The organism is Pantoea sp. App145, assembly GCF_047947045.1.
In the GTDB taxonomy this organism is placed as follows: domain Bacteria; phylum Pseudomonadota; class Gammaproteobacteria; order Enterobacterales; family Enterobacteriaceae; genus Pantoea.
Genome location: NZ_CP133293.1, coordinates 357,695 through 384,516 on the forward strand (window position 1 = coordinate 357,695; position 26,822 = coordinate 384,516).

Annotated in this window: 19 protein-coding genes and 1 pseudogene; 16 read left to right on the forward strand and 4 right to left on the reverse strand. The window is 50.2% G+C overall.

Features of this window, described 5'->3' with window-relative positions:
* The first annotated feature begins 10 nt into the window (after positions 1-10).
* From RCF31_RS26485 to RCF31_RS26500, 4 genes are all read left to right on the forward strand, one after another.
* Positions 11-679 carry a GntR family transcriptional regulator gene (locus RCF31_RS26485; protein WP_416414300.1) on the forward strand — a complete coding sequence of 223 codons (669 nt, stop codon included), beginning with the start codon at positions 11-13 and terminating at the stop codon, positions 677-679.
* Positions 680-2,117: 1,438 nt separating this feature from the next.
* Positions 2,118-2,285: a hypothetical protein gene (locus RCF31_RS26490; protein ID WP_416414301.1), complete on the forward strand. Its 168-nt coding sequence runs from the start codon at positions 2,118-2,120 to the stop codon at positions 2,283-2,285.
* A 498-nt stretch (positions 2,286-2,783) separates the two neighbouring features.
* Entirely contained in the window at positions 2,784-3,659 is an 876-nt protein-coding gene (locus RCF31_RS26495; protein WP_416414302.1) for a ParA family protein, read from the forward strand.
* A complete protein-coding gene (locus RCF31_RS26500; RefSeq protein WP_416414303.1) occupies positions 3,646-4,710 on the forward strand; it encodes a ParB/RepB/Spo0J family partition protein in 1,065 nt (354 codons plus the stop codon). The genes RCF31_RS26495 and RCF31_RS26500 overlap by 14 nt, the downstream gene beginning before the upstream one ends.
* Before the next feature lie 237 nt (positions 4,711-4,947).
* Here the strand turns inward: RCF31_RS26500 and dsr1 are convergent, their stop codons facing one another.
* Positions 4,948-8,781, reverse strand: coding sequence for an anti-phage defense-associated sirtuin Dsr1 (gene dsr1 / locus RCF31_RS26505; protein WP_416414304.1), 3,834 nt, complete (start codon positions 8,779-8,781; stop codon positions 4,948-4,950).
* Positions 8,782-9,143: 362 nt separating this feature from the next.
* Between dsr1 and RCF31_RS26510 the strand changes: the two genes are divergently transcribed.
* Positions 9,144-10,442, forward strand: a complete 1,299-nt coding sequence (locus tag RCF31_RS26510; RefSeq protein WP_416414305.1) for a DUF1173 family protein — start codon at positions 9,144-9,146, stop codon at positions 10,440-10,442.
* A 286-nt stretch (positions 10,443-10,728) separates the two neighbouring features.
* Here the strand turns inward: RCF31_RS26510 and RCF31_RS26515 are convergent, their stop codons facing one another.
* Positions 10,729-11,040 (reverse strand): hypothetical protein, encoded by a 312-nt coding sequence (locus tag RCF31_RS26515; RefSeq protein ID WP_416414306.1) that lies wholly within the window; start codon positions 11,038-11,040, stop codon positions 10,729-10,731.
* A 436-nt stretch (positions 11,041-11,476) separates the two neighbouring features.
* Between RCF31_RS26515 and RCF31_RS26520 the strand changes: the two genes are divergently transcribed.
* Complete coding sequence (locus tag RCF31_RS26520; protein WP_416414556.1) at positions 11,477-12,181, forward strand: RepB family plasmid replication initiator protein; 705 nt, start codon at positions 11,477-11,479, stop codon at positions 12,179-12,181.
* Positions 12,182-13,835: 1,654 nt separating this feature from the next.
* Here the strand turns inward: RCF31_RS26520 and RCF31_RS26525 are convergent.
* Complete coding sequence (locus RCF31_RS26525) at positions 13,836-14,552, reverse strand: GntR family transcriptional regulator (RefSeq protein WP_416414307.1); 717 nt, start codon at positions 14,550-14,552, stop codon at positions 13,836-13,838.
* A 120-nt stretch (positions 14,553-14,672) separates the two neighbouring features.
* Here RCF31_RS26525 and RCF31_RS26530 point away from each other — a divergent pair, with 120 nt between their 5' ends.
* The 5 genes and pseudogenes from RCF31_RS26530 to RCF31_RS26550 all read left to right on the forward strand — a co-directional run.
* Positions 14,673-15,467 carry an ABC transporter ATP-binding protein gene (locus RCF31_RS26530; protein ID WP_416414308.1) on the forward strand — a complete coding sequence of 265 codons (795 nt, stop codon included), beginning with the start codon at positions 14,673-14,675 and terminating at the stop codon, positions 15,465-15,467.
* Between the two features lie 13 nt (positions 15,468-15,480).
* Positions 15,481-16,479 carry an ABC transporter substrate-binding protein gene (locus RCF31_RS26535; RefSeq protein WP_416414309.1) on the forward strand — a complete coding sequence of 333 codons (999 nt, stop codon included), beginning with the start codon at positions 15,481-15,483 and terminating at the stop codon, positions 16,477-16,479.
* Entirely contained in the window at positions 16,479-17,225 is a 747-nt protein-coding gene (locus RCF31_RS26540; RefSeq protein WP_416414557.1) for an ABC transporter permease, read from the forward strand. Before RCF31_RS26535 ends, RCF31_RS26540 begins: the two co-directional genes overlap by 1 nt.
* Positions 17,225-19,645 (forward strand): hypothetical protein, encoded by a 2,421-nt coding sequence (locus tag RCF31_RS26545; protein ID WP_416414310.1) that lies wholly within the window; start codon positions 17,225-17,227, stop codon positions 19,643-19,645. Before RCF31_RS26540 ends, RCF31_RS26545 begins: the two co-directional genes overlap by 1 nt.
* Before the next feature lie 111 nt (positions 19,646-19,756).
* Positions 19,757-19,885, forward strand: a pseudogene (locus RCF31_RS26550) (amino acid ABC transporter permease); the annotation flags it as partial.
* Between the two features lie 86 nt (positions 19,886-19,971).
* Here RCF31_RS26550 and RCF31_RS26555 read toward each other — a convergent pair.
* A complete protein-coding gene (locus RCF31_RS26555; protein WP_416414311.1) occupies positions 19,972-20,256 on the reverse strand; it encodes an ArsR/SmtB family transcription factor in 285 nt (94 codons plus the stop codon).
* A 343-nt stretch (positions 20,257-20,599) separates the two neighbouring features.
* Here RCF31_RS26555 and RCF31_RS26560 point away from each other — a divergent pair, with 343 nt between their 5' ends.
* The 5 genes from RCF31_RS26560 to RCF31_RS26580 are packed head-to-tail and all read left to right on the forward strand — an operon-like array spanning position 20,600 to position 26,818.
* The gene (locus RCF31_RS26560) at positions 20,600-21,586 is read left to right on the forward strand and encodes an ABC transporter permease (RefSeq protein ID WP_416414312.1); all 987 of its coding nucleotides are present in this window, start codon (positions 20,600-20,602) and stop codon (positions 21,584-21,586) included.
* Positions 21,583-22,455 (forward strand): ABC transporter permease, encoded by an 873-nt coding sequence (locus RCF31_RS26565; protein ID WP_416414313.1) that lies wholly within the window; start codon positions 21,583-21,585, stop codon positions 22,453-22,455. Before RCF31_RS26560 ends, RCF31_RS26565 begins: the two co-directional genes overlap by 4 nt.
* 3 nt (positions 22,456-22,458) lie before the next feature.
* The gene (locus RCF31_RS26570) at positions 22,459-24,054 is read left to right on the forward strand and encodes a rhodanese-like domain-containing protein (protein WP_416414314.1); all 1,596 of its coding nucleotides are present in this window, start codon (positions 22,459-22,461) and stop codon (positions 24,052-24,054) included.
* Entirely contained in the window at positions 24,051-25,178 is a 1,128-nt protein-coding gene (locus RCF31_RS26575; protein ID WP_416414315.1) for a mandelate racemase/muconate lactonizing enzyme family protein, read from the forward strand. Before RCF31_RS26570 ends, RCF31_RS26575 begins: the two co-directional genes overlap by 4 nt.
* Positions 25,179-25,192: 14 nt before the next feature.
* Complete coding sequence (locus RCF31_RS26580) at positions 25,193-26,818, forward strand: ABC transporter ATP-binding protein (protein ID WP_416414316.1); 1,626 nt, start codon at positions 25,193-25,195, stop codon at positions 26,816-26,818.
* Positions 26,819-26,822 lie beyond the last annotated feature (4 nt).

The window sequence follows — 26,822 nt, forward strand, 5'->3', positions numbered from 1 at the left end:
AGAGCAAATCGTGAGCGAAAGTGTAAGTGTGCGCAGCGGCAGACAAAGCCTGCATCAGGAAGTCGCTAACAGTTTGCGCAGCATGATCCTCAATCATGAACTGATGCCAGGGGACAAAATTGATGAGCAGGCGTTGTGCAAACAATTTGACGTCTCACGTACGCCGCTGCGCGAAGCATTGAAAGTGCTCAGCCAGGAAGGACATATTGAACTGATGACGCACCGCGGTGCACGGGTAGCGGTTACCTCGGCAGACGATGTACGTCATTATTTTCCCATCATCGGTGCCCTCGAGGCATTAGCTGGTGAACTCGCCTGCCACAATGTGACTGACAGTGATATTGCATGGCTGCAATTTTTGCATGACGAGATGGTGGCCTGTGCTGAAAACGGCGATCTGGCAGGCTACGCCGAACGTAATCGCGCCATTCATCTGGGATTGTTTGAACTGGCTGATAATCCCCCGCTACAGACCCTCTATCAGCAGTTATCAATACGCACCCGTTCAGTCAGGCACACGGCACGCAAGACTCCCGATGAGCTGAGTCTGGCGATCAATGACCATGAAGAGATCATTCAGGCGCTACGTGACAGGGATGGTGCGCGGATTGGCACGATTCTACGCAACCATCTGAATAAAAAAGCAGAAATGGTTCTGAAGTACCTATCCAGTCTGTAAAAAACAGACAATATTGCTTAAGCGGCAGGTATTTCTTATGCATCTTTGAAGTAAAAGAAAAACCTGACACAACGCAAAAGTCCGGCATATTAATAATTTCCCTGTCAAAAATGTGCCAATGGATGCACAAGCCCCCCCTGAATCTCTATCGCGGGATTATGCCTGATACTGAAAAAATGTGTCATAACATGCTGGCCGATTCGCAGAAACATGTCTCACAACATGCTCGCGGGGGAGGAAAGATGTGTCGCAGCATGCAGAAAGGACCAAATCCTGTGTCGCAACATTTATGGGGATAAAAAATATGTGTCCCAGCATGCAGAATGAAGGTTAGTCAGCATGATGTGACACATGTCGCGCATGCAGCCGCCCATTTTCGTATCGCGTCACACACATTCAACATGCTGTGACCCATGTTTCACATGCTGCGACACATAGTCTTCATGTTATGACACATCATTCTCGTATAACTCTTTGAGTTTCTTGTTCCTTTTATTGATAAACAAAAAGGACTCCCTGCCCTTCTTAATGATGCTGTACTCGATATAGCCAATCTTCTCCATGGCCAGAAGCGCGTTCTTGATGAGGCGGTTCTGCTCCGGGACCGGTGATGTCAGCAACAATCGCTCACGGATGCGGGAGAACGAAAGAGGTGCAGGGTTATCAGGCAAGCTGGCGATATAGGTGTAAAGCGTCTGAGCAACTTTCTACCTTTCAGATAGTTATAAGGTCGCTTGCGGAGCAAAATCGTGTAGTCGATTTCGTAAAGTTCCCAAAGTCGCTAATCCGCTTCGAGAGTGACCGTATCTTTTTCCCGGTCAAGCAGTGCGGTTTTCAGAAACTGAGTGAAGAACATCTTGGCGTTCCATTCCCTTCACTTGAACTGCACAACCTTTGTCCCGCGTTTTGCCAGAGAATCAAAATCTGATCACGATGACGATGGTTGATCTGACGAGAGTCATACTGGCACAGCTGGGCAAATTCCTTAAAAGGGAGTGCGATGTTGTTACTGTCCCGACCATACTTGCTAAAGGCGCCGATTACACCCATCCACACGCTAAAATCTGATGTAATATTAAGACGTTCGCCACGAATTTCTCCAAAGCGGCCGATGTTTCTTTCACCGAGTCTTTCCGCTAAGCATCTGGTCAGGACGTCATTGCGATTTCTGTATCACGAGGTGACACATTGGTGTTCGAAGAGGGTGAGTACTATACCAATGGTCGCCCAATTGTTATTTCAGCTTAACATGCCAGTCTGAAGGGTAATGCAATCATAGGATTTAGCTCTCCCCAAAATATCCCTACCACAATTGCTGAGGTAGCAGCATTGGGTCAACAAGGCGGAGCAGGAGGCATTAGCACCCCGTAACCAGGGCTAAAACCCCTTATCGCATTCGGTTTGGTTAAAGTTAATTCAAATCCAGCTGCTGGAGGAAATGGTGGCAAGTCTGGTATACCAGTGGTCGCTGGTCGGTTTGGTTCTGGTTGAAATGGAGGTTTTTGCGGAGGCGGTGGAAGCAATGGCCGCGATGGCACCGCCGGTAATCCAGGCTCAGTCGGGCAGACTGGCATCCCTGGATGCAAGGGTGTACTACGATATATAAAGATTGACCAGCCCTCAGGCTTAAATGAAAGCTATCTATAAATGTGTTTATTACCTCTACAACTAATCTCATTACACCCTCCCCTACCGCATAAGAGTGTTACGTTTGGGATTTCGCATGCGAAATTAACCTGACTGCACAATTCACAATTCCTACGGGGCAGTTCGATTTTTTTGTAGGTGAACGCGATACTGGCTGATTTCTATTACTGGTTGTAAAAAAAGTCCAAATTTCGCATGCGAAATCACCCTCTTTCCTGAGTCAACATTGAAACTACCTAAAACGCCTGGCATACTGCAACAATCAAGGCAGATAAAGATGGCAGTCAGACCCGGCGTGTGAATGAACAACAATTTCGCATGCGAAACTTTTTTTTGGTTTGGCCGCTTTTTTAACCATTAATCGCAAGAAAGCATACTCTTTTAGGGCTCCAGTTTTAGCAATCAACTTTTGCGATTTAAAATAAAATTTCGCATGCGAAATGTTAAGGGTCTAAGAATGGACAATAAGAAAGCAGGAAAAGTCATCATCATTGGTAATCAGAAAGGCGGTGTGGTTAAAACGCAGTCAACCAATGAGATTTCATACAATATGCAGCAACTGGGCTACCAGACGCTCATTATAGATTTCGACAGTACATCAGGGCTGACCGAAAGGACTTTCCCGGGAAGTATTCCGTTGTCCATTGATCGTGACCCTATGGGAAACAGCTTTACCCCGGGTGAAGCACATGCGTTTCAGCTTTTTTTCCAGGACACAGAAATCCGGCCAGAAGTTCTGCCAGATGGACGTCACATCTTTGGCTCGACTAACGAACTAGGTGAGATTAACTACCGTCCGCAGGATTGCGTATTCGATTTCAAAGACAGGATCGACTCCCTGAGAAGTCAGTATGATTACATCCTGATTGACTCCGCTCCTGAGTATAACAATCTACTGATTGCCTCACATGTTGTTGGTGACTACCTCCTAGTCCCTACTCTGCTTGAAAAAGGGTCCAGGATTGGTGTAGGTAAACAACTTAACTATATGCTTCGAATCCGTAAAAACTACAATCCTTCGCTGCAGTTTCTTGGCACCTATATCACTCAGGCAAGTGTACAAAGCTACACCCAGCCGTTGCTGGATGGATATCTTACTGCAGTGGAAACTGAGAACCTTAAACGCCTTTTCGAGATTCTCGCTGAAAAGAATTACAATGAAGATAAGGTTCTTGGCTTAATATCCTGGGTTAAAAATCAAGCCAAAGAAGCGATTGAGTTGGGAATGACAATTCGTGAATATTCCCCGTCCAGCAAGCCAGCGATTCAGTATCAGGAACTTACGAACAAGATTGTCCAGCTAACTGGAGGTGATATTCATGGCAGCAAGTAAATTCCAGAAAAAACTACAGGAACAAAAGGATACTACGGCCGCTATGCCACAGGTAGCAACAAGTGTAGCTGCACGCAGTGCCCCTGCTCCTGCAGGAGATTCTGAGGCAGCCAGAATGCGCAGCGAGATCAGCAGACCAGCAATGGAACCTGCAGGACAGATTGTCAGGGTACGTGCTGATGAGGTCTATGAAGTTGAACAGGTACGTCCTGAATCAGATTTTGATGAAGAAGTTCTATCAGGCATGGTGGAGTCATTCTCTGAATTTGGCAACCTGACACCCCCTCGCTGCTTTCCAAAAGACAGGAAAGGATATCGCGTGTGGTTTGGTGCTACCCGTGTCAGATCGATGAAACGTCGAGGGGATGAGTACATCGATATTTATGTCGGTACTCCTCCACGCGATGAACGCCAGCGGATTATGGGCCAGCTGATTGAAAACCTTCAGCAGTCAGGTCTTAAACCACTGGCTACCGCAATGGCATTTGAACAGCTGAAAAATAATTATGGTATGAGCGGCGAAGAAATTGCCAAATCACTTGGTAAACCGACTTCATTCGTCAGTAAGCATATGCGCATTGGTTCCGCTCCCGAGAAGATCAGAACCCTGGTCCGGGGACGCAAATTATCTGATATTGAGCTTATCTATAATCTCATACAGCTGAATGAAGTCGATTCTCAGTGTGCTGATGATTTCATTGAAAAAATTAGTTCTGGCAAAAACGTCACTCGAGCGAACGTTAAGAAGGAACTTAATAACCGCAAAAACCCGAAAAAAGACCCAAAGAAGGATAGGCCTGCTGACAGCAACATTTCGCATGCGAAATCTGATCTGTCTGAGGATTTACAGCATTCATCCATAAATCCTATCCCTGCTTCAAACCATCATAACTCTGGCAGCACGCTAAAACCGATTGTATTAGTGAATGGGCTTGAAGGGTATCTGATGCTGGATCGTATTCCGGATGAATTTGGCTGGGTCTGGATTTCCACAGCGGAAGGCGAAATCTACGAAGAAGCCAGCGAGGTGACACTTCTGGGACTTCGTTGATTATCCGTACGCTCTGTCGTTCATAACCGACAGAGTGTGCACCGTCAGGTTAAAACCATATCCATTCTGAAATATCAGGTGCACTTAAGAACCAGTGATTGTCGATATGATTTCGCATGCGAAATCATATTCCATAATCAGCATTCCGATTCCTCCCAGTATGTATCTGCAACATTCTCGATTCGATTGAAGTATTAATTTAAATTGCACGAAGATCACCTCCGTGCAATCGATAGGTTACAGATTGCTTCGACGTAACAATTCGTCCAGACGCGTATATGCCAGAGACTGGGATATCGCAGGATCGGCGTTCGTTATGTCATTCAGGCACTTCCGCAGCTCTTGAGGGATGAAAGGTGAGTTACCAATGATAATACTCAAAAATTCAATGGCCTGTTGTGGGAATTGTGTACACAGACTGGTTCCTTCCAGCAGATGAAGGACGTAGTAAAGATTATCTATAGGCCTCAACCAGTCCTGAACCATCTTCAAGGCTTTTGGAAAAGATGTTTCAGAAGTGATAATCAACTGAGAAAGTAAATCTGAGATTCTTGGGGAAGAACGATTTCGTGATTTAGGCCATATGTCATGCCAGAAGGGCAGAATTCGATTTTCCCAGTATGATTCACGTTGACCAGCAGCCCCATCCAAAGCTTGCTTAAGCGTCTGTACCACACTGACTAATCCCTCAGAAGGCAGATGGCCAATAGCAGACTGAAACTCCGCCGCAGTGAAACCCTCTTTAACGTCCAAGGCGGCTAACGTAAGTAGCTGTACATACTGATGCCGATGTTCTCCGAGATTATCATAATGTTCAGCAGTATTCAGGAAGTTATCCTTGAAGGCATCAAGCAAAGGTTTATAAAGTCGGGGCGACCATAAGAATCCCTCCCAAACCCCTCTGGCTTCTGAATGATTTTGCCAGCTGAATATTGGCAGCAGATATGATTCCACCCATGATCTATCGACGCGGAACAGGGCGATAAGATTCGCTGCAAGTATGACTCGTCCATGACAATAGCGGGCTACATCGAGCTGACAGATCTCACTGAAAAAAGCGGACAATTCACCAGGAAGTGTATCGTTGTCCCTCGGTTTACTGGCTAACCAATAGTTCACCAATGCCTCTGTGATGTGCCCAACAGGATGATTAATTGCCTCAGTGACGGGGGAGTTAATAGGCCTACCATTGCTGGTGATTCGTGTTGATTCATCCAGGGGCAACTCCAGTATTCGGCGGCATAATGACCAAAATTCATCAAGATGTATATCAATAGATTTTGCACAGGATTCAGTCCACCAACTGACTGAATGAACAACTTTACTAAATTTATCATCTGGCATTTTACTGACTAAAGGTGCGGCAGCCTTCCAGGACCGGTGGGTCATAGAATCTTTGCCCCAGACCTGCAATGCCTCTCTCCAGCGACCTTCAGGCCATTCGTTCTCTTCAGCTAATGTTGAAAGCGCAACGACGCTATCTTCAAACCGTAGTTCGCAGACGTCTCGCCAGTCATCATTTCTGTTATGCCTGTCAACATCGGGGGATTCCTTCAGCCATTTAACCAACTCTTGAAGGTCCTCTGGCGCTTTTTCAGATTTAGTAAAACTATCAAAATCCGGATCCCCGGTAACACTCATCCAGTGAGAGAATTCATCACTCTGATTGTCAGCCAGCTTCCATTTCGGATTAGCTTTAGAGACGTCATGAAGGTATTCGGCTGCCTGAGTGCCCAGCTGAATGCCGGATAAGCCCAGTTTTGATAAGTACTTCCAAATCTCATGTTGAACAATATGGTGCCATCGATCATGCCCCAAACCTTCACTGTACTTACTCCGTGGTGGGCCTGCCAGAATCGCTGACTCCAGCTTTTCCAGATAATCGCTTGTCAAATGCATTCCCTGTAGCACCAGCAGACGAAACACTTCCCGGCCAGTATCAACTGACCAAAGCCATCTGGCATTATCTTCAACGAGCCAATCAACCCAGACTGATGAAGAAATGCAGCCATTTTGGCTTGCAGCAAAGAAAGCGAGTCGTTTGAAAGTCGGGTAGGGAAGATGAAACCAGGACATGGCTATTTGCCGGGCACGGTCGTGGTTGCTGTCATATAAAGTCAGCCAGCCATCACGAAGATACTCGATTAAAACAACCCATTCCTGGTAACCCCGGTTTTGCCAGTGCGGGGTGATAGATGGAAGGTGCCAGTGGGAAGGATCCTGGAATTCATCAGCGTCTTCCAGCTCATGTAACAGATCAAGAGCATCCCGAAGCAGTTGCTGGAGGTCATCCAGCATTTCTTTAAAGATAGATTTCAGACGGTCAGCAGGTAGTGATTCTAAAGTTCCTTTCACATCATTCGCTTTCAGATGGATTTCCCAGTCCACCAGATCACGAAGTTGCTTCTGTTCATCTGTATCTCCGGGTATTTTCGAAAATCGAAACGGCTGCTTAAGTAAAACACAGGGGGCCAGCATATCCCTGAGCTCAAGACGCATAGTTCCTGTCAATCCCTCGGTTTTAATCAGAGCAACCCACTGATACAAATCCGGTTCTCTATAGAATGATTTAACCCGTCTGCTCAGAATTAAGCCCCATAGCTTTCTCATCAAGGGACTGGGTATTGCATTAGGAGCACTTTCCCTGATTCTGTCCAGTTCAGAGATATTATCGCCACTCAGCATCGCGTCGATTTCCTGAAGTTTTTTCTGAATCATCATCCTGAAGCGTCCGTGAAGAGATCCCCCATTACCCGCAAGACTGATAACAAGTCTTGGGTCGTTCAGATGCCGGATGAGCCAGCGAGCAATCTGAAACATGACCTCATCCCATCTGACAGCATCAATAGCATTGTCAAATAACCCCATGTATGGGGTAAGAGAGTACGGGGCAGGGCGGGATACCAGACTAAACGTTAATTTATCGTCAACTTCAGCACGAGGAGTAACACCGAAGCGAGGCAGATCGAAGTGCTGAAAACTTCGCTTTTCAAACGCTTCAATCAGCCAGTCAAGGGATGGCACAGGATCAAAGTCAGCAAACTGCCTGGCGGGCAACCCCGACTTATCGGACAGAGCCCATAGCATCCTTCCGACATAATCATCCTGTTGGGTGCTTGCTGAAGGTCGTGACAGTGCATGATTCACCACGATCCGCTCTTTGCCCAGAGTGCCATCTCTGTATGTTTCTGCCCAGGCATGCAGGGTCTTATGCAATGCTGAATGATCAGGGACTCCTTTGGTGGAAACAGGGACATGATAAAGAATAGGGGTGACCCCTTTAGCCTCCCACTCAACAGTTTTCTTATGTTCCTGACCAGATTCGTAATCAGCGAATGCCCAGGCCTGGGGGGTGAACTCACCCTGCATACGATCAGCCGCTAACGCGTCCATCATGTAGCGTAAAACTGGATCATTGATGCTGTATCCCACAAAGCACACGACGTAGTTACGAAACAACTCACTGACAAAGCGTGCTGCCCAACGCTCGGTAAGATAGGCCAGCCCAAAGTCTCCACTGGTGATAACCAGACGATTTAATGATGTTTCATCCTGGCTACCGGTTAACAATCCATGTAGATAAACGACACCATCCCACCGGCTGTTTTTGGGCACGGGGAGCATGGGGGCAGAATAGGTATCAAATTTAACGCCGTCTCGCCTGGCTGCTTTGTGAAAGACATTATCGAAGTTAGTGGTGACGAGCCTTGTCTTTCCCTCCAGGTTTCTGCCGAGCCTGAGCAAAGCACTGTGGGTATCCATCGCCCCCTTACGGCGCAGTTTAGGTTTCAATGCTTCTGCGAGTGCACGTCTTACTGCAATTCTGCGTCCCTGTAGGCGTTTCTCAAGCAAATCAAGCGTGGCATCGAATTTTTCTTGTTCGAAAGCAATTTCTTCTATCTCTTCTCTTGCTGTCCCAATAATTTTATAAATGCTGGTAACCAACCCCTTAAATCCAGGCAGACCAGCAGGGTAGGAAATTCCAGCACCACAGAAAAAAACTACGCGTCCTTCTTCATGGGCTTGTAACAGCGCGTCGGGAATATCCGGTCCGTTAGTGATGAACTGCATTTCATTCCACTCCTGTCGATGAATGCAAAATTTGAATTAATCCTGTTCGCTCCAGAGAGCGTCAGAATTTACATTTTGGTTAAGTAACAAGAACCGTTCATTTCAGCCGTTAGTTGACTATAACGTCTTCTGGGATCAGGTTTTTTTGATTCTATGCGCTAATAGATCAGAACGAAACTGAAATGAAGTGCAGAAATTCCATCATTGAAAGTGCATTACATTTTTATTTAAAATGTATATTGTTTAAGGTTAATATCGCAAATTTGATGACGGATAAAATAGTAATTGTTATCGGTATGTGGACATAGGGTAATCTTTATAGATTGCAGACAAATAAGTCAGGATTTAATTAAGGATAAGCGATGGCCGAGAAGAAGGAATATTGGGTTAATATTCACAATTTAGCTCAAGCCAAAAATCATACGTTTTCCCCCGAACGCAGGAAAACTCATTCCGATGCGTACCAGAAATGTCTCAGAAGAGCATGGGATACTCGTTATATCGCTACCTGTTCGTGTGACAGAACAAAGGAACTAAGGCTTTACATCCGATCCGTAAATGGTGGTGAGCCTTTTTCATTAAGGCGCTTTCCACACACAGGATCGCACCATGCCGAAGATTGTATTTTTCATAGCAGAGTCAACAGTGATGGAGCTGCGAGTACTTATTCAGGAAAAGCTCTCACAGAAGATCCGGACGGAACGGTGCAAATTAGTCTCGGCTATTCACTCCAGGTGAAGGAGGTTAAGACAACTGAACCAGATGCCCTTTTACCCGCAAGACGAAACCATGCAGATACCAAATTAGGGCAAATGACGTTGCTGGGGGTACTCCATTTACTCTGGGAAAACAGTGAGATGAATGCCTGGTCCCCCGCGTTTGAAGGCAAAAGATCTTCAAACACGGTAGCAAGGCGGCTGGACGAACAGGCAAAATTAATTCGGCAGGGTACGACACATCTGAACGATATTCTGTTGCTGCAGGACAGAAAAAATGAAAACGAAGCGCGAACGACTTATGCCATAAATAACAACCGGCGTCTGATCGTCATTTGTCAGCTTGAGGTAAAATCAGCACAATCGGGGCTACGTACTTTACCAGTAGGAAGTTTCGTTGCTCAGGGTATGCCATTTCTCAACATTGACAACGTTCGCTGGAATGACACTTTGAAACGTTTTCCCCGTGCATCCGCCTGGTGGAGAGAAGGGAAGAACGTAGTGCTTATCGCTGTGACTGACGTACCTAAGCAGGGTTCGAATTACAAATCTGCTAAGGTTCGACAGGCCTGCCTTATGATGGTCAACGACCAATGGTTGCCTCTTGATTCCTCTTTCGAAGGGATCGTTGCTGATCGTCTTGTCAGTGAGAGAAGGGCATTTGTGAAACCACTGATCTATGACTCAGCTATCAGTGAGTATCATATGGATTTTTGTCTTACGGATACGCCTCATGGAGATGTATACCCCATGGAAGTATGGGGCAGGGATGATGATGATTACACCCATCACCGTGAAGAAAAGACTGAATGGTATAACGCGCGACATCCGCAGGCATGGTGGGAGTGGGACGCTGTGGTAGATCCCAAAGGAGTGCAGATGCCCGTATTTCCTGATCGAAGTGAATATTACAGTAAGAAGTACCCCTACCCGACCAAAACCTGAATAAAGGGTTTTGCCATAGTGCTAACCATGCATCCTTGTATAACGAGATCATTTCTCTGGCTGTCTTGTGACTAAACAGCCAGTTATGATGCTTCCTGGCCTTCTGGAGCAATGAACAGCATAAATACATGCCTTACATCACTTTTATCTGAAGTAGGCTCAGAATCGCTTACAGACGTTTTTTGGAATGGATTGCCCAGTGCGAACCTGGAAGACACCACCAAGCTAAATCAGAGATCTTGCATTTAACTCTCGATATATTGTTCCTGCGATGTTTGATCTTGTTTCAGAACTCGTTGATTCGCCGGAAGGAAACGACTCTGGATACCTCAATTTTACCGGCTTGGTTGGCCATGAGAGCGATTTTAAGGGTCAAGGTGTGGGTAGCCACCGGATTTATTGCCAGAGCGCTTCTAAGCGGCGTTAATGACGTCTGGTGCAGTTCTCTGGCATTGATCTCTTTAAAACTCAGGATCTGTAACTGACTATGGCATTGTCCATCATTGGATCGTTTTGATGTTCTCCATACATACATGCGTAGTAGTTGTGAAGGTTTAATCGTCATTATCCACAAACGCGTTTGCAGACTGGTGGCCATTATAAAATCTTAGATTCAAATGGTGTTTCTGTTACGTGAGCTGCTGAAGGTGCATTCTTACTGACCTCATATGAGGATCCTAAAAATGATCCTGCGGATCGCATGCTTCATCCAGGTCCTTAAGTGTGTGACTTTTCCACTTATCCACCGGGATATTTTTAATAGTTTTTTAAAATTGTTACCTATTTTTAAACCTTTTTAGACGGCTCTCAGCCCTTGTCACACGCGGCCTGCGAAGGATCAATATGTAGAAATCACCCTCAGAAGGTGTAGAGATCACCCTCAATAGATGTAGAAATTGCCTCCAGCATGTGTATCATCTGCCCTTAACGTATGTAGAAACTGCCCTCAACCTTAAAAGTTACTCACACGGATCAACAGGGGATCGGAATCAGTGGATAAAAACAAGCAAGTTCTGGCGCTGGTTGAATCAGTAATGCCTGTCAGCAAGATCATTGCGCAGTCTAATGAGATGACTGAAGCAGCATACCACTTAACGCGTGACCAAAAGCGTATTCTTTTCCTTGCTGTTGGCCGTATACGAAACGCAACCAAAGGCGGTGATAAATCCGCTGGTCTTTGTGAGTTCACGGTTGCTGAATACGCAGAGATGTATAATTTGCCCTCGGCTGAAGCCAGCAAAGATATCCGGACAGCGCTGGCCGGGTTCGCAGCGAAGGAAGTATGTATTTTTCGCCCTGAAGAAGACGAAGGGAACGAGAAGGGCAGTGAGGTTTACCCTTGGATGATTAAGAAAGCCTACTCTCCACGACGCGGTACCTACATTGTCCACCTGAATCCCTATCTGATGCCTTTCTTTACCTCACTGGAGAAGCGATTCACTAAAATCAAAATCAAGGATGTAGCAGGTATCACCAATCCCTATGCTATTCGCCTTTATGAGTCACTTTGTCAGTATAAGAATGCAGAAGGTTCTGGTTTTGCTGTGTTAGGAGTCGACTGGATGATCGAGCGCTATGGATTGCCGAAGTCGTACCTCAAAATGGCTGAGTTTAAGCGTGGTTTTCTTGTAAAAGCCGTAAAAGAAATCAAAGAAAAAACCCATATGTCAATTACTTACAGTGAGAAGAAGTCAGGGAATCGTATCACCCATTTTCAGTTCACCTACCAGCAAAGCTGAGGGCAATTTCTACATGTCTTCCCCCTGATAGAAGCCCAGACCCGAGGGCAAAATCTACATATCCAATACAGACAGAAGCCTGTACGCGAGGGTGATTCCTACACTTCCCCTCAGTTTGAAGCTCCTGTCTGAAGACCCTATCAACTCCCCCTGTTCGTTGACTGCTCGTAAGGGTGTTTTCTACATATCCTTATTGATGGATGCTTATGCCTGAGGGCAGTTTCTACATCTTGCTACTTGTAGTATCCCAGTATCAGGGCAATTCCTACATGTCTTCATTGAAGGAAACTTATACCTGCGGGCAGTTTCCACATATTTGCCTACTGATAGCACCCATTCTGAATGCGAGGGCGATTCCTACAGTACCTGCTGATGTAAGCTTAATTCTGAGGGCATTTTTTACATCTCTGTCTACCTTCAACATCCCCGATGTGAGGGCAATTCCTACATATGCCAGCTGTTGATCGTTTAAATCTGAGTGCAGTTTTTACATGTCAATTTGCCATAAGCATTCCTGGCACGAGGGCAATAACTACATTCCCCTGCTGTTGAAAGCCTGAATCTGAGGGTGATTCTTACACCTTACGCCCTACGGGGATGCAAATCCGAGGGCAATTTCTACATTTCCGCTATGAAAAGTACCAGTCGAGTTCTTCTTCTTGTTCTCCTGTTGGGCGATGCTCCAACCTGAGGGCAAAAACTACACGTTGTTGGATAGTCATCTGAATATATTGGTGATTTTCTGACTGCTTTCTTTTCCAGATGTGTTATCTGTGCTTTATTTCACCACTTCAGGATGATGCACATGTAGTTTTTGCCCTTAATTGAGGGCTGTTTCTACACCATACCGCGTTTATATCCCCTGGGATTTACTGTAATCAGCGATTTTGAGGGCAAAAACTACACCTTCGGATGGCTGTAGTGGTTGCCATCGAACATTAAGGGCAATTTCTACACCTTATTTTCAGTGTGATTTGGTTGAGGGCAGTCCCTACATCTCTCTAAAAGGAGTTAAAGGGCAATTTCTACATCTTAACGACCTTACACTGAGGGTGATTACTACATATCTTAGCCAAAATTCTGAGGGTGATTTCTACACTTTTCGGATGAGAACTCTTAGGGTGATTTTTACATATATCTTAATAAATCATATACTAAAATGCTTTTGACACGTTCTCACTATGTCAATATTCCTGTTTTACCTGAAGAGCAGAACGCTCGGTTTAGGGCGTTGCTATCACGCAGGACAAACCTGAAGTGAGAACCAGATATCATCCTCTTTTTACAGTACCAACTTTACTCCGGCCAGGTACTTAACATTATCTTTGCCATCTGCCATCTGCCATCTGCCATCTGCCATCTGCCATCTGCCATCTGCCACTGGTACTGCCGAAGTCCGTCTTGCCCGAGTTAGGTTTTTGTGAATCCGGTCAGCATAAATTTGCTAACTAACAATGAAAGAGTGCGGTTAGTGTTTTGGTAGAGTATTTGATAGAAAAATGTATGAAAATTCATTAGCTTTGAAAATTAAAGCCAGAGGTGAGGCAAGGTGAATGGAGGCCAACCTGGGGGCTATTACAAAGCGGCTGTGGCCTCTGGAACGGGAAGCGTTCTTACATGCTGGAACGAGAAAAGCCACCGCGATAATGGAATATTAGCCATTATTCCAGGTAAATTCATAGCGTTCTGGTCGAATGTAAAAGACCGAGTGCTCTGCACACCGACTGTCTTCAAACCAGGAGGTCCTTTCCAGATGAAACAATGGGGCATCGACAGTAACATTGAGGATTTCGGCGAGGGCTCTGTCGGCAAAATTCAACTTGATACGGATGTCGGCGCGTGTAATGGCTAACCCAGCACTTTTTTCCAGCAAAGACCATGTTGGCTGTTGCTCAATGTACTCCCAGCTCATGTTCTCACTGAAAACAGAAATATAGCTGTGACCGACTGCGATTGGCTCGCCATCTACCAGGTGCAGTCTGGCAATAAACGTCAGGTTATCCGCAACATTGAAGAGGGACTGCAAATTCTCCGGCGTGGGGCTGCTCTTTTTTTCGAGCAGACGCATTGTGGCATTCAGACCCTGCTGTGTCAGCGACTCATGAAAGCTGCGCATGACATTGATACCATGTGCCACTTTTTTTCCTGCAACGTAAGTCCCTTTCCCCTGTTTACGCTCAACCACCCCCTGTCCGGTAAGGTGCTTTAAAGCCAGTCTCACGGTGACACGACTGACCGCAAAACGCTGCTCCAGCGCCGATTCTGATGGTAGTTTTCCACTGGGCTGATAACAACCCGCAGCAATCTCCTGCTGCAAAGTGTCAGCGATTTGTCGGTAAAGCGACGTCAGGTTGTCTCGAACCAAAGTCATGATTATCCCGCCTGTCTGTATTCCGTTCGGATCTAATTTAGCAAGAAGCGATCTTAGACCAACTTGTATTAATACGTATTATTACCATATCTCGCTTCATTCTCTCACAGAGTCACTTTGATGAGTACAAACGTTGCCATGCTGGACATTGATTCCCTGACATTCCAATACCCTGCCGGTGCTAAGGTGTTTCGCAACTTCAGCTTCCATGCGGATGAGGGTGAGTTTGTCGTTTTGCTGGGTCCGTCCGGTTGTGGCAAAAGCACCCTGTTGAACCTGCTGGCGGGTTTTACTCAGCCGGACACCGGTGCAGTGAAAGTGAAAGGTCAGTCGATTCAACCGGAAAACGATGTCCTCGGTTATGTATTTCAGCAACCGCACCTGTTTGGCTGGTTAAGCGCGGTAGAAAATGTGCGCTTTGGTCTGCGGATGCGCAATCAGATCAGCAAAAAACAGCAGCTGGCGATCGCCCGGCAATATCTGGACCGGGTAGGGCTGGCGCATGCGGCCGATTTGTTGCCGCATCAAATGTCCGGTGGGATGCAGCAGCGTGTTTCCCTGGCCCGTGCTCTGGCGCTCGAACCAAAAGTGCTGTTGATGGATGAGCCGTTTGCGGCACTGGATGCCATCACCCGCAGCGACATGAATGAAGAAACCCTGCGTCTGTGGACGGCGCTGGGGCAAACCACGGTTTTCATCACGCACGATATTGAAGAAGCGGTATTCCTCGCCGATCGCGTCATTGTGTTGAACCTTGCGCCCGGCGGCATCCATAGCGAACTCAATATCGAGCTGCCGCGCCCACGTAGCAACCTTGAAACGCGTCAGTTGCCTGAATTTATCGCTTATCGCACGGAATTACTTAAACGCATCAGTGACGTGATGCAGCAACTCCCTCAAAAATCATCACATTAAAACGGACAACACAATGGGTAAATCACGCTTTGCGCTGCTGGTTGCGGCCATCCTTGTTTCCACCTCAAGCCTGGCGGCCGGGAATCCGCCAATTCGCATTGGTTGGGTTTATGCACTGGCGAACGCCCCGGCACTGATCGCAGAGAAAGAAGGCTTCTATCAACAGGAAGGCCTTAACGTTGAGTTAACGTCGTTTGGTGATGGTCCGGTTATCACCCAAGCCTTAGCCGCGCATGAACTGGATGCGGCTTATATTGGTGCGCCGCCGGTTTTCCAATGGTATTCCCGTGGGCTGAAAGGGCAAATCATCGCCAAAGTGAACAGCGGTCAGGCAGCGTTGCTGGTCAGTAAAAACAGCACTATCACCCATCTTGCCGATTTGAAAGGCAAGCGTATCGCAGGAGTGAAAAAGGGCAGCGGTATGGATGTGCTGCTGCGCGGTCTGGTGCTATCTCAGCAGGCAAAACTGACCGCCGATAAAGATGTTCAGGTGTTGAGTATGCCTGCGGGGAATATGGTGGCCGCACTGGGGCAGAATGTGGTGGATGCGGCCTTCACCTGGGAACCTTTCGTCAGTGAGGCGATATTGCGCGGTGATGCCAGGGTGCTGCTCGATGTGAATCAGGTACAGCCGGACTATCCCTGGTACGTGATTATGGCATTGCCGGAAACCCTGAAAAATCGCCCGGATGATGTGGTGAAATTATTACGTGCCCACCGTAAAGCGGTCGACTTTATCAACCAGCATCCGCAGGAAGCGGACAAAATCATCGCCGACGCCTTCAAATTGCAGGCGATCAAAACGGTCGACGGGAAAACTATCACGCCAGAAGCCCTGGTGCAGGAGGCCCGTAAACGTATTCACTGGTCGGTTTCCCTCACCGATCAGAACAGCGCCTTTATTCAGGGTCTGATGAATGACTCGCTCAGACTCGGTTATATGCAGCAGGCCCCCAGGCTGAAGGATGTGGTGAGCACTGAATGGTTGCGTAAGGCGGGTCTGCAACCGTGATCAGGTTCAAACCAAACTGGGGTTGGGCGTCGTTGCCGTTCTTGCTGCTGGTATGGATCGCTGTTGCCAGCCGCTATCCCTCTTACGTGCTGCCTCAGCCCTGGGATGTCTGGCATGAAGCGGTCCGTTGGTTTAGCGACGGTTCGATCTGGGTACAACTGTGGGCAAGTTTGCTGGAAGAGTTCGCAAGCTTCACCATCGCGGTGGTGCTGGCGCTGCTGTTGGGTGTCAGTGCCGGTTTATCCGATCGCTTTCGGGACTTTATTACGCCATTAAACAGCCTGTTTATGGCGATCCCGCCCATCGCATGGGCACCACTGATGCTGCTTATTTTTGGCCTGGGTTTCACCTCCATCATGGTGGTGATCGTCATTGCTGCCCTGTTCCCGATGTGCATCACCATCCAGGAAGGGATCCGTGGCATTCGTGGCGGTGAAGTCCGTGCCGCCCGTACCTTGGGCGCAAATTATCGTCAGTTATTGCTGCATATCTATCTGCCCAGCTCTCTGCCATTTATTACCGCCGCTTTACGCATTGGTTTCAGTCAGGCGTGGCGCGCACTGGTGGCTGCCGAAATGCTGGGGGCTTCACAGGGTATTGGATGGATGGTGGCGATGGGTGGTCAGACGGGCAACAGCAGTCAGGTACTGCTGGGTATTTGCCTGATCGGGTTGATTGCCTGGCTAATGGAAAATCTGGTGTTCCGCCGTATTGAGCGGCGCTATCAGCGCTGGCGTGCGGCTTAATGTTGAGAGAGGTAAGTGTGAGCCAATTTGATATTCGCGATGCCGGCCAGTATGTGGCACCCCAGGGATTGTATCAGCTGAATAAAGCGCGTCCTTTTCTCGGTAGCGTGATTTGTTCCCATCACACCGTCACGGCTGGCAGTTGGCAGGAGATCGTCCTGACCTATACCGTCGGTGCCAGTGGTCTGGCGGACGGGGCATGGCTGAAACTGGCCTTTAAGTTTTATTCAGACTGGGCACTGTTCCAGACCAGCGAACCGGCAGCGGCGGACTATATCAGTGCGGAGTACCAGGCGGGGCCCCTGGTGCCAGGGCAGAGCCCGGCAACGGTGCAGCATCTTAAGGTGCGATTCGATCAAAAAGGGCACGAGCGTCCGTTTCAGAAAGCGATTCTGATCGACATCGTCGATGGTTATCTGAATCCGGGTGATCAAATTATCATCCGCCTCGGCGATCGTCGCTACGGCGGCGGTGGCACCCGTGTACAAAGTTTTGTCGAGAAAGATTTTGCCTTCCGTATGTTTGTCGACCCGCTGGGCAGTTCCAAATTTGCCGAGGTGCCGGGCTATATTCTGCTGGATATTGTGCCGGGCGCACCGTCCAGCCTGGCAGTGATCGCCCCCCGGCTGATTGCCCCAGATACCGGATTTTCCGCCATCGTCCGGCTGGATGATGCCTGGGGAAATACCTGTATCAACTTACCCCTGACCGGCGTTCTGAGGTTAACCCGCCAGGATGGGACATCAGTTGAGCAGCGTTTCAGCCTTGCTGAACAGGGCTGGGCGATCACGCGTGTGCAGGATTTGGCGCTGGCGGCGGGGGAATGGCAACTCACGGCCACCCTTGATGCCTTGCCATTGCAAGGCCAGGCGTGGGTCAACGCGGAAGAGATCAGCAGCGGCCTGCGACCATTGTATGCCGATCTGCATGTGCATTCCGATGACACCGTAGGCACCAACGATACCCTGTATAACCTGAGTTATGGCCGGGATGTCGCCGGTCTGGATATCCTCGGTTACACCGCCAATGATTTCAACATTACCGAAGCCCGCTGGAAAAAAGCGGTCAAACTGATCAATGAGCTGAATCAGTCCGGGCATTTTGTCTGTTATTCCGGTACCGAGTGGTGTGGCAATACCTGCGCCGGGGGAGACCACAATGTGGTGTTTCTCGAAGATGACGACCCGCAGTTTCCTTTCGATCGCGAAGGGCGTCTGGTTCGTTCCTTCGAGTGGAATGAGTTTACCGCTGGCACGATAAAACCCGGAGCCTGGCCGCTGGATGAACTCTATGCTGCGTATGCCAGAGAACCGCACAAACACCTGTTGATCCCACACGTCGGTGGGCGTCGCTGCAATCTCGACTGGCATCATCCTGAACTGGAACGCCTGATTGAAGTTAGCTCGGCGTGGGGCCAGTTTCACTGGGTTTACGCTGAAGCGTTGGAGCGGGGCTATCGTCTTGGCGCAACGGCAAACAGTGATGAACATCAGGGGCGTTGTGGTGGTGGTGTCCCGGCTACCGCAGTGTTCGGATCGCGGGGCGGATTAACCGGCGTGCTGGCTGAGCAGTTTGACCGCAAGGGGGTGGCGGCAGCTCTCAGGGCGCGTCATACTTTCGCAACCACCGGTGAACGCAGTTATGGCGAACTCCGTTATGGCGCAGCCGTGATGGGTGATGTCGCGTCATTCAGCGCCACAGGGGTGTTGAACTATCGACTGCTGGGCGATGCGGGTTGGGAAGCGATAATGCTGTACGATGGCGAGAAAAAAGTCTGGGAGCGCGATCTCCATGCAGAGCGCGGGCGTTCAACCCGTCAGTTCCGGGTGCGCCTGAGTGGCGCACGGATCAAAGACCGTTACCGGGGTGCCTGGTGGCAGGGGCATATTGAGGTGTCTGGTACGCCGATTAATCGCTTCGAGCTGACAGGTGCCGACCATCCTGAGCAGGTCATCTGGCGTAAAAATCATACGCAAATCGGTTTGCGGACGGATACCAATGGTGACAGCGATACCATTACGGTAAGGACCGGCGGGCTGGAGCACGCCCAACTTAAACTTCACCTGAATATTGGTGGCTATGTAAAAGTCGGGGATGTTCGCGCACCGCATCCGCATGTGTGGGCACCGGAATTCAGTGTCGAAATCAGCGGTGCAGAGCTGCTGCAGGCGGGCAAGCAGAGTTACACCTTGCCGGGTACTGAGTTGCAGGTCGAGATTGAGGCCATTAGCGAATTAGCGCTGCCGCGTGATGTCACGGGTGAAATTGTCTTGCAGGATTTGTCACTGCCAGAGAAGCAAGAGCATGCGCTGTTCATTTCGGCTCGCCAGCAAGATCAGTCGCGTATCTGGACGTCGGCGCTGTTTCTGACGCGGGCTTCCAGCCCAGTTCCGGCGCAATCCGTGTCGCAAAGTTGCTAATAATCTGGCTGTACTCCCGGAGCTAAATTCGCAGGGGAATTCGATTCTCAGCGCATTTCTGGCAACGGAGCTGGCCGTGTTGTTACCCGGTGACATCAGCTGGCTGATGTCACCGGGTTAGCTGCTTTGCCGGATGGGCAGCGCGAAGCGGCGTTAAGTCAGGGGTTTTCAACGGCGACGTCATTGCGCTGGATATTGTTGCCGCAGGGATTAGTGAATGCCTGCCAGCCGATACCGGGCTGGTGTATTACCTGTTGTGCACCGGGTTGGCGCATCTGGTGCAACGGCACAGGGTGAAATAGCCAGGATCAGGCGGGATGGCGTCATTATTGGCCTGCCAGCAATAACGCCGAAATGAGATTTTCTGATAATCCGCTATTGAGACGATAGGTCACCGATCTGGCAGCCCGGGTTGAAACCAGTAGACGTGCCTTGCGCAGTGAGGCCAGATGCTGTGACAGGTAGGGTTGTGCAATCCGGGTTCTCGCTTCAAGTTCTGCCACTGTAGCTGGTTGCTGACTCAGTTCGAAAGCAATCAGCAACCTGTCCGGATGCCCCAGGATACGCAGGCATTTCGCCAGCAGTTTGCTGTTGTCTGCAAAGGTTTTCATGATCCTTAGTATCCCTGTGGCTACGCGGTTTTTCACCATGTCGGTTAAGCCCCATCCTGTCAATCAGACACCTATCAGGGTAATCAAATCTGACAAGTCATTTCGCACTAAAATATGAAGCGCGATAACTTTATTACCGTGAGCAACCGTGCGAAGAAAACCGGGGGAATATTTAATCCTATGAAAATAAGGTTATTGCTTGATAAGGGATTCTATTTTTATTTTTGATCATTCAGGTGGGCTTTTTAATTAACAGTAATGCCACTTCTGGTCTTTGTTAATAACAATTAGTTTATTTGCATTCCATCCTGTTTCGATACTCTCCAGTGGCGAGGAGATAAATATGAACAGTACCCTAAGATATATAGGTTTTCGGCTTATACAGGTCGTTCCAACCGTCATCATTATTATTTTGTTGGCTTTCGGGTTGATGAAGCTGGCACCCGGTGATCTGGCCGATGTCATTGCCGCACAATCAGGCGGGGCTTCTGCCGAATATATGCATGAAATGCGGCAGTTATATGGTCTTGATGTCCCTTTATGGCAGCAATTTACCCATTATCTTAGTGCTATCTTCCATCTTAATCTGGGGTACTCATTTCTCTATAACTCCAGTGTCAGCGATCTGATAATCAGCCGCTTGCCTGCCACTTTATTACTGGCCTTAACAGCAATCTTCTTCGCGCTGGTGTTCGGTGTGCTATTGGGTGTGCTGGCTGCCCGTTATCGTGGAACCTGGATTGATGGCGTTATCTCAGTTTTTTCGACGCTGGGTTTTGCCACGCCGCTATTTTGGATCGGTTTATTGTTGATTGTTGCCTTTTCGCTGAAATTACCCTGGTTGCCTTCCGGTGGGTTTTCCACTGTCGGCACCAGTTACACCAATATCTGGCAACACATTGCCGATGTGCTGCACCACCTGATCCTGCCCGCTTTTTCTCTCAGCCTGTTCTTCTTATCTGTCTATGTGCGTCTGACTCGCTCCTCAATGCTGGATGTCTACCATCAGGACTATATCCGTACTGCACGTGCTAAGGGTTTACAGGAGTGGGGTGTCATCTTTAAACACATGCTGCGTAACGCCGCACTGCCGATTGTGACGCTGACCGGGCTGGAAATTGGTGGGCTGCTGAGTGGCTCAGTGGTGATTGAAACCGTGTTTGGCTGGCCGGGCATTGGCAGGCTGGCTTATGACGCGGTGCTGCAACGCGATATCAACCTGCTGCTGGGCATTTTCCTCTTCAGTGCCCTGCTGGTGGTATTGGTTAATCTGGCTATCGATCTGATTTATGTTGTTCTCGACCCACGTATCGGGAGAAATCGCGCATGACTGACTCTACGCTTCAGGCCATACCGCGTCGCACCGGCAAACTGCAACGTATCCGCGGTTCGACATCGCTCTTACTGGGGCTACTGATCCTGCTGGTGATTGTTATCTGCGCCATACTTGCGTCGTGGTTATTTCCTGGCGATCCACGCGAGATGGTCAGCGCCCCCAACCTGTGGCCGGGTAGTAATCCGTCATATCCGCTTGGCACTGACATGATGGGCCGGGATGTGATGGCGCAGCTTTTTTACGGTGCGCGTGCCTCGCTGGCAATTGGCCTGATTGCTACCGTGCTGGCGCTGGTCTGCGGTGTGCTCATTGGTGTTGTTTCCGGCTATTTTGCTTCCACGTGGCTGGATGATGTGCTGATGCGGGTGACGGAGGTGTTTCTCACCATGCCACGCTTACTGTTCGCCATCGCGATTATTCTGGCACTGGGTCCGACGTTGTTCAGTCTGTCTCTGGCGTTGGGTGCCACCTCATGGCCGCAAATCGCCCGTCTGGTCAGGGCAGAGGCGATGAAAATTCGGGAGCAGGATTTTATCCGCGCCGCGAACACTCTCGGTCTCAGCCATACCCGCATTATTTTCCGCCATGTGTTGCCGAACAGTGTAACGCCGGTGATGGTGGCTGCCTCGGTATTGATCGCGCAAATCATCCTTTCTGAAGCGTCGCTTTCGTTCCTCGGGCTGGGTGATCCCAGCCTGGTGTCCTGGGGGGGTATGGTGGGGAGCGGGCGTGAAGTGCTGCGTACTGCCTGGTATATGGCGGCCCTGCCAGGGCTGGCCATTTTCATTACCGTAATGAGTTTTATGCTGATTGGTAATGGTCTCAATGATCTGTTCAACCCGCGCTTAGCGATAAGGAAATAAACAATGTCAGCATCTGCTTTTATCCTGGTCAACCCACTGGCTATCCGTCAGCAACTCGCCAGTGGCGAGGAAGTTGCATTTATCGACATTCGTGAAGCCGGGGAATACGGTAACGGGCATGCGTTGCTGGCAGTGAACCTGCCGTGGAGTGAACTCGAATTCAGGGTTGGGCAACTGATTCCCCGGCTCAGCACGCCGATTATTGTTCAGGATGAAGTCGGTGATGAGCGTGCTGTCACGGCAGCCCAACGCCTGCAGCAACTTGGCTATCAGGATATTCGTCTCGCACAAGGGGGCGTACAGGGCTGGCAACAGGCTGGTTATCCGTTGTTTCATGGTGTTAATGTTCCCAGCAAAGCCTTTTCGGAATGGATAGAGCGCGAGGCGCATACCCCAACCTTAAACGCTGAGACCCTTGCTGAGTGGCAGCAGCAGAATAAACCTCATCTGTTACTGGATGGCCGTACTCCGGAAGAGTTTCAGCAGTTTCATATTCCCGGCGCAATCAATTGCCCCAATGGTGAACTGGTCTCCTGGGTAAGCGCTTATGCGGCTAAACCCGCATTACCGATTGTCATCACCTGCGCCGGACGTACGCGCGGCATCATTGGTGCCCAGTCACTGATTGATGCCGGTATCCGGCAGCCGGTGCTGGCACTGGCTGGCGGCACCCAGGCCTGGCGTATTGCGCACCTGCCGCTGACGCTTAATGATAACCGTGCCTGGAGACCCGGCGAGCGCGTGAATGACAGTGGCAGGTCATTGCATCATCCGGCTATCCAGCAGGTGGATAACTGGCAGCCAGAGAAAGATGCATCACGTACCACCTATCTGTTTGATGTACGCAGTAGAGAAGAATATCTGCAAGGCTCATGGCCAGGCGCGGTGTGGGTACCCGCCGGACAACTTATCCAGACGCTGGATGAACATGTTGGCACGCGCGCTGCGCGGATCGTCTTGTTTGATCCGCAACACAGCCGGGCGCAGGTGGCCGCATGGTGGTTGTATCAATTGGGCTGGGATGTCAGCATCCTGACTGATGCGGCAGGAGTGCAGCCCCCCACGGCTGTAGTTGTGGCTTTGCCTGCTCTGTTTCCGCCGGTCGCCAGCCTCACCGCCAGTGCTGCGCAGGCAGAATATCAGCCTGGCGATATTATTTTGCTCGCCGATCGCAGTAAAAACCTGGCGAAACCCACGCTGCAAGGCGGGTACTGGGTAAACAGGGCCACGCTGGCACAACATGTGGCAACGCTGCCGAAAGATCGGGTGTTGTGGGTTTTTGCCAGACAAAGCTCGCTCGCCTGGGCGGTGGCCTGGGATTTGATTTCCCGCTATGCATTGCATGCCAAAGTGGTTCAGGGCGATGAGGATGACTGGCGTGCCGCAGGCTGGCAATTTGCCGCACAGCCTTTGTCTCTTACTGAAGCGGAACGTATAGATTACCTGTTCTGGTTACATGATAGACACAGTGGAAATCTGCAGGCCTCCGCGGATTATCTTGCGTGGGAAGCCGGCCTGCCTGCGGCGGTTGATGAGGATGGCCTGCATGGTTTCCGCCGTTTGCTGCCGCAGGCACAGGCTGAAGAGGCGCTGCAATGAGGCGCGATGCGTTAATTCGCAGCGTAACAGTCTATCCCTTACGCATACCGCTTAAATCGGCGTATGACATTGCCGCTGGTGTGGCGCGTCAAAGTGTGGACGTTGTGATTGTCAGCCTGCAAACCGAGGACGGGATAATTGGGTTAGGTGAAACTCAGGCCTGGCATCGGCAGGGCAGTAACGAAACGCTGGTGGGTCTGGTGGATGCGATGCAATCACTGCTGATTCCGCTGATGCTGGGGCAATCAATCTTTGATATTGCCACGATCGCCCGGCGTTTTGATCAGCACTTATCGGGGCGCTACGCTGCTAAAGCGGCATTGCTGGATGCCCTCTATGATGCGCAGGGGCATATGCTGAACCTGCCGGTATGGGCGCTACTGGGCGGCCGTGCACGCCCCACGGTAGCAACCGGTGCGGTGCTGACGTTACGCGATCAGCTGGCGGAGACGCTGGAAGAGGCCCGCTTACGTTATGACCAGGGCTACCGACACTTCAGTCTGAAAGTCGGGCGATCCGTCAGTCGGGATATTGCGGCGGTGGCGGCATTGCGCGATACCCTCGGTGATGATGCGCAGATCCTTATCGATGCCAATGCCGCGTTGTCCTTCAGCGAGGCATTGCGGTTATTGCAGGCTATCGAACCTTACGCCATTGAGGCGGCAGAACAGCCACTCGCCAGTCATGACTGGGCCGGTCTGGCGGATCTGGCATCCAGAACCTCCATTCCATTGCTGCTGGACGAGAGCGTGACGACCCCCGCTGATTTACTCCAGGCCATTCCGCAACGTGTGGCACAGGGCATTCACACCAAAACGGCGAAAAATGGTGGCATCTGGCACACGCGCCAGCTGTGGCACATCGCCAGCAGTGCCGGATGGCGGGTGCGCGCGGGCAATCACCCCGCCACCAGCATCTCGACGCTGGCGGTTGCTCATCTCGCCACCGCCTGGGCAGAGCCGCTGATACCTTCCCCCTTTACCAGCAGTGTTACGAATGAATTAGCCAGCGATGTCGTCAGCCCGCCGCTGGCCATTGCCGATGGAGAGCTGACGTTACATGACGGCGTCGGGTGGGGGGTAGAACTGGATATGAACGCTATCGCGCGCTGGCGCATCGATTAATAAGGAGAAAGATCATGAGCTTATTAGATGTCCGGGATCTCCGCATCAGCATCAGCGACAAACCGTTGGTCAGAGGGATTTCATTTACGCTTAATCCCCATGAGAAAGTGGCGCTGGTAGGGGAATCGGGGTCAGGAAAAAGCCTGAGCGCCATGAGTTTATTGCGGCTCATCCCCGGTGCGCAGATCAGCGGTGAAGCGCAATTTGCGGGCCGCAACCTGCTGGCACTGGCTGAAAGGGATATACGCACCCTGAGCGGTCGCGATATTGCGATGATCTTTCAGGAACCGATGACCGCGCTTAACCCGTTAAAAACCGTCGGTGAACAAATTGCCGAGGTTTACCGTCTGCATCATCAGTTGAACCGTCGCGAGGCGTGGTTTCAGGCGGTGGCACGACTGGCCGATACCGGCATTCCGCAACCAGAGCAGCGCGCCCACGCTTATCCGCATCAGCTCTCCGGCGGGCAACGCCAACGGGTGATGATTGCGATGGCACTGGCTGGTGAACCACGCCTGCTGCTGGCCGATGAGCCAACCACCGCGCTGGATGCAACATTACGCCTGCAAATTCTGAACCTGCTGGCGGACCTGCAACAACGCAACGGTATGGCGGTGTTGCTGATTAGCCATGACCTGCATTTGGTTCGTCGTTTCGCCGATCGGGTGCTGGTAATGGAGAAGGGGGTGATTGTCGAAGATGCCCCGACGGAACGGCTGTTTCTTTCTCCCGCTCATCCTTATACCCGCAAACTGCTCAGCAGCCGTCCAGAACGGTTGGTGGATATCCGGCATCCGGGTACGCCAGCAGTACGACTTCACGCCCGTGATGTGGAGATTCGCTATCCACGTATGCTGAAAGGGGTGCGAAACTGGTTCACGCCCGCCTGGCATACCGCGGTTAAACAGGCCAGTCTCGAGGTGTTACAGGGGCAAACTGTCGGCATTATCGGTGAATCCGGATCGGGCAAGACGTCACTGGCTAACGCAGTGCTGGGTTTGATCAAACACCAGGGGACATTACAGGTGGATGGTACTTCATGGCAGAATGCACGCAAGGCGGGTAAAGAGGCGCATAAAATGCACCGGCGGAAAGTGCAGGCGGTGTTTCAGGATCCTTATTCATCGCTGTCGCCCCGCCTCACCATTGAACAGATCATCGGCGAAGGGTTAAGGTTGCACTATCCGGAGTTATCTGCGACGGCAAGGCGGGAACGTATTCTGGCGTTACTGGCGGAAGTGGGGCTGCCAGAACAACAATTTCCGCATTTGCTACAGCGACATCCTCATGAGTTTTCAGGTGGTCAACGGCAACGCATTGCCATTGCTCGTGCTCTGATAGTTGAGCCGGATATTCTGGTGCTGGATGAACCGACCAGTGCGCTTGACGTCACTGTGCAAAAACAGGTGGTGCAGTTGCTGCAACAACTTCAGCGCGATCGCGGACTCAGTTATCTGATCATCACCCATGATGTGGCTGTGGTGGCGGCGATGGCACATCATATTCTGGTGATGCGTGAGGGTGAGGTGGTTGAGCGGGGAGAGGCGATGCGGTTAATGGCGGAACCTGCACATCCCTACACCCGTCAGTTGATCGACGCGGCGCATTTTCAGCCCCGTCAGGCGCAGCCAGCGGCCTGACGGG

Coding starts and splice junctions, on each gene's coding strand:
- RCF31_RS26490 (WP_416414301.1), top strand. CDS start 2,118: ATGGTGGCAAGTCTGGTATACCAGTGGTCGCTGGTCGGTTTGGTTCTG.
- RCF31_RS26495 (WP_416414302.1), top strand. CDS start 2,784: ATGGACAATAAGAAAGCAGGAAAAGTCATCATCATTGGTAATCAGAAA.
- RCF31_RS26500 (WP_416414303.1), top strand. CDS start 3,646: ATGGCAGCAAGTAAATTCCAGAAAAAACTACAGGAACAAAAGGATACT.
- dsr1 (WP_416414304.1), bottom strand. CDS start 8,781: ATGCAGTTCATCACTAACGGACCGGATATTCCCGACGCGCTGTTACAA.
- RCF31_RS26510 (WP_416414305.1), top strand. CDS start 9,144: ATGGCCGAGAAGAAGGAATATTGGGTTAATATTCACAATTTAGCTCAA.
- RCF31_RS26515 (WP_416414306.1), bottom strand. CDS start 11,040: ATGGCCACCAGTCTGCAAACGCGTTTGTGGATAATGACGATTAAACCT.
- RCF31_RS26520 (WP_416414556.1), top strand. CDS start 11,477: ATGCCTGTCAGCAAGATCATTGCGCAGTCTAATGAGATGACTGAAGCA.
- RCF31_RS26525 (WP_416414307.1), bottom strand. CDS start 14,552: ATGACTTTGGTTCGAGACAACCTGACGTCGCTTTACCGACAAATCGCT.
- RCF31_RS26530 (WP_416414308.1), top strand. CDS start 14,673: ATGAGTACAAACGTTGCCATGCTGGACATTGATTCCCTGACATTCCAA.
- RCF31_RS26535 (WP_416414309.1), top strand. CDS start 15,481: ATGGGTAAATCACGCTTTGCGCTGCTGGTTGCGGCCATCCTTGTTTCC.
- RCF31_RS26545 (WP_416414310.1), top strand. CDS start 17,225: ATGTTGAGAGAGGTAAGTGTGAGCCAATTTGATATTCGCGATGCCGGC.
- RCF31_RS26555 (WP_416414311.1), bottom strand. CDS start 20,256: ATGAAAACCTTTGCAGACAACAGCAAACTGCTGGCGAAATGCCTGCGT.
- RCF31_RS26560 (WP_416414312.1), top strand. CDS start 20,600: ATGAACAGTACCCTAAGATATATAGGTTTTCGGCTTATACAGGTCGTT.
- RCF31_RS26565 (WP_416414313.1), top strand. CDS start 21,583: ATGACTGACTCTACGCTTCAGGCCATACCGCGTCGCACCGGCAAACTG.
- RCF31_RS26570 (WP_416414314.1), top strand. CDS start 22,459: ATGTCAGCATCTGCTTTTATCCTGGTCAACCCACTGGCTATCCGTCAG.
- RCF31_RS26575 (WP_416414315.1), top strand. CDS start 24,051: ATGAGGCGCGATGCGTTAATTCGCAGCGTAACAGTCTATCCCTTACGC.
- RCF31_RS26580 (WP_416414316.1), top strand. CDS start 25,193: ATGAGCTTATTAGATGTCCGGGATCTCCGCATCAGCATCAGCGACAAA.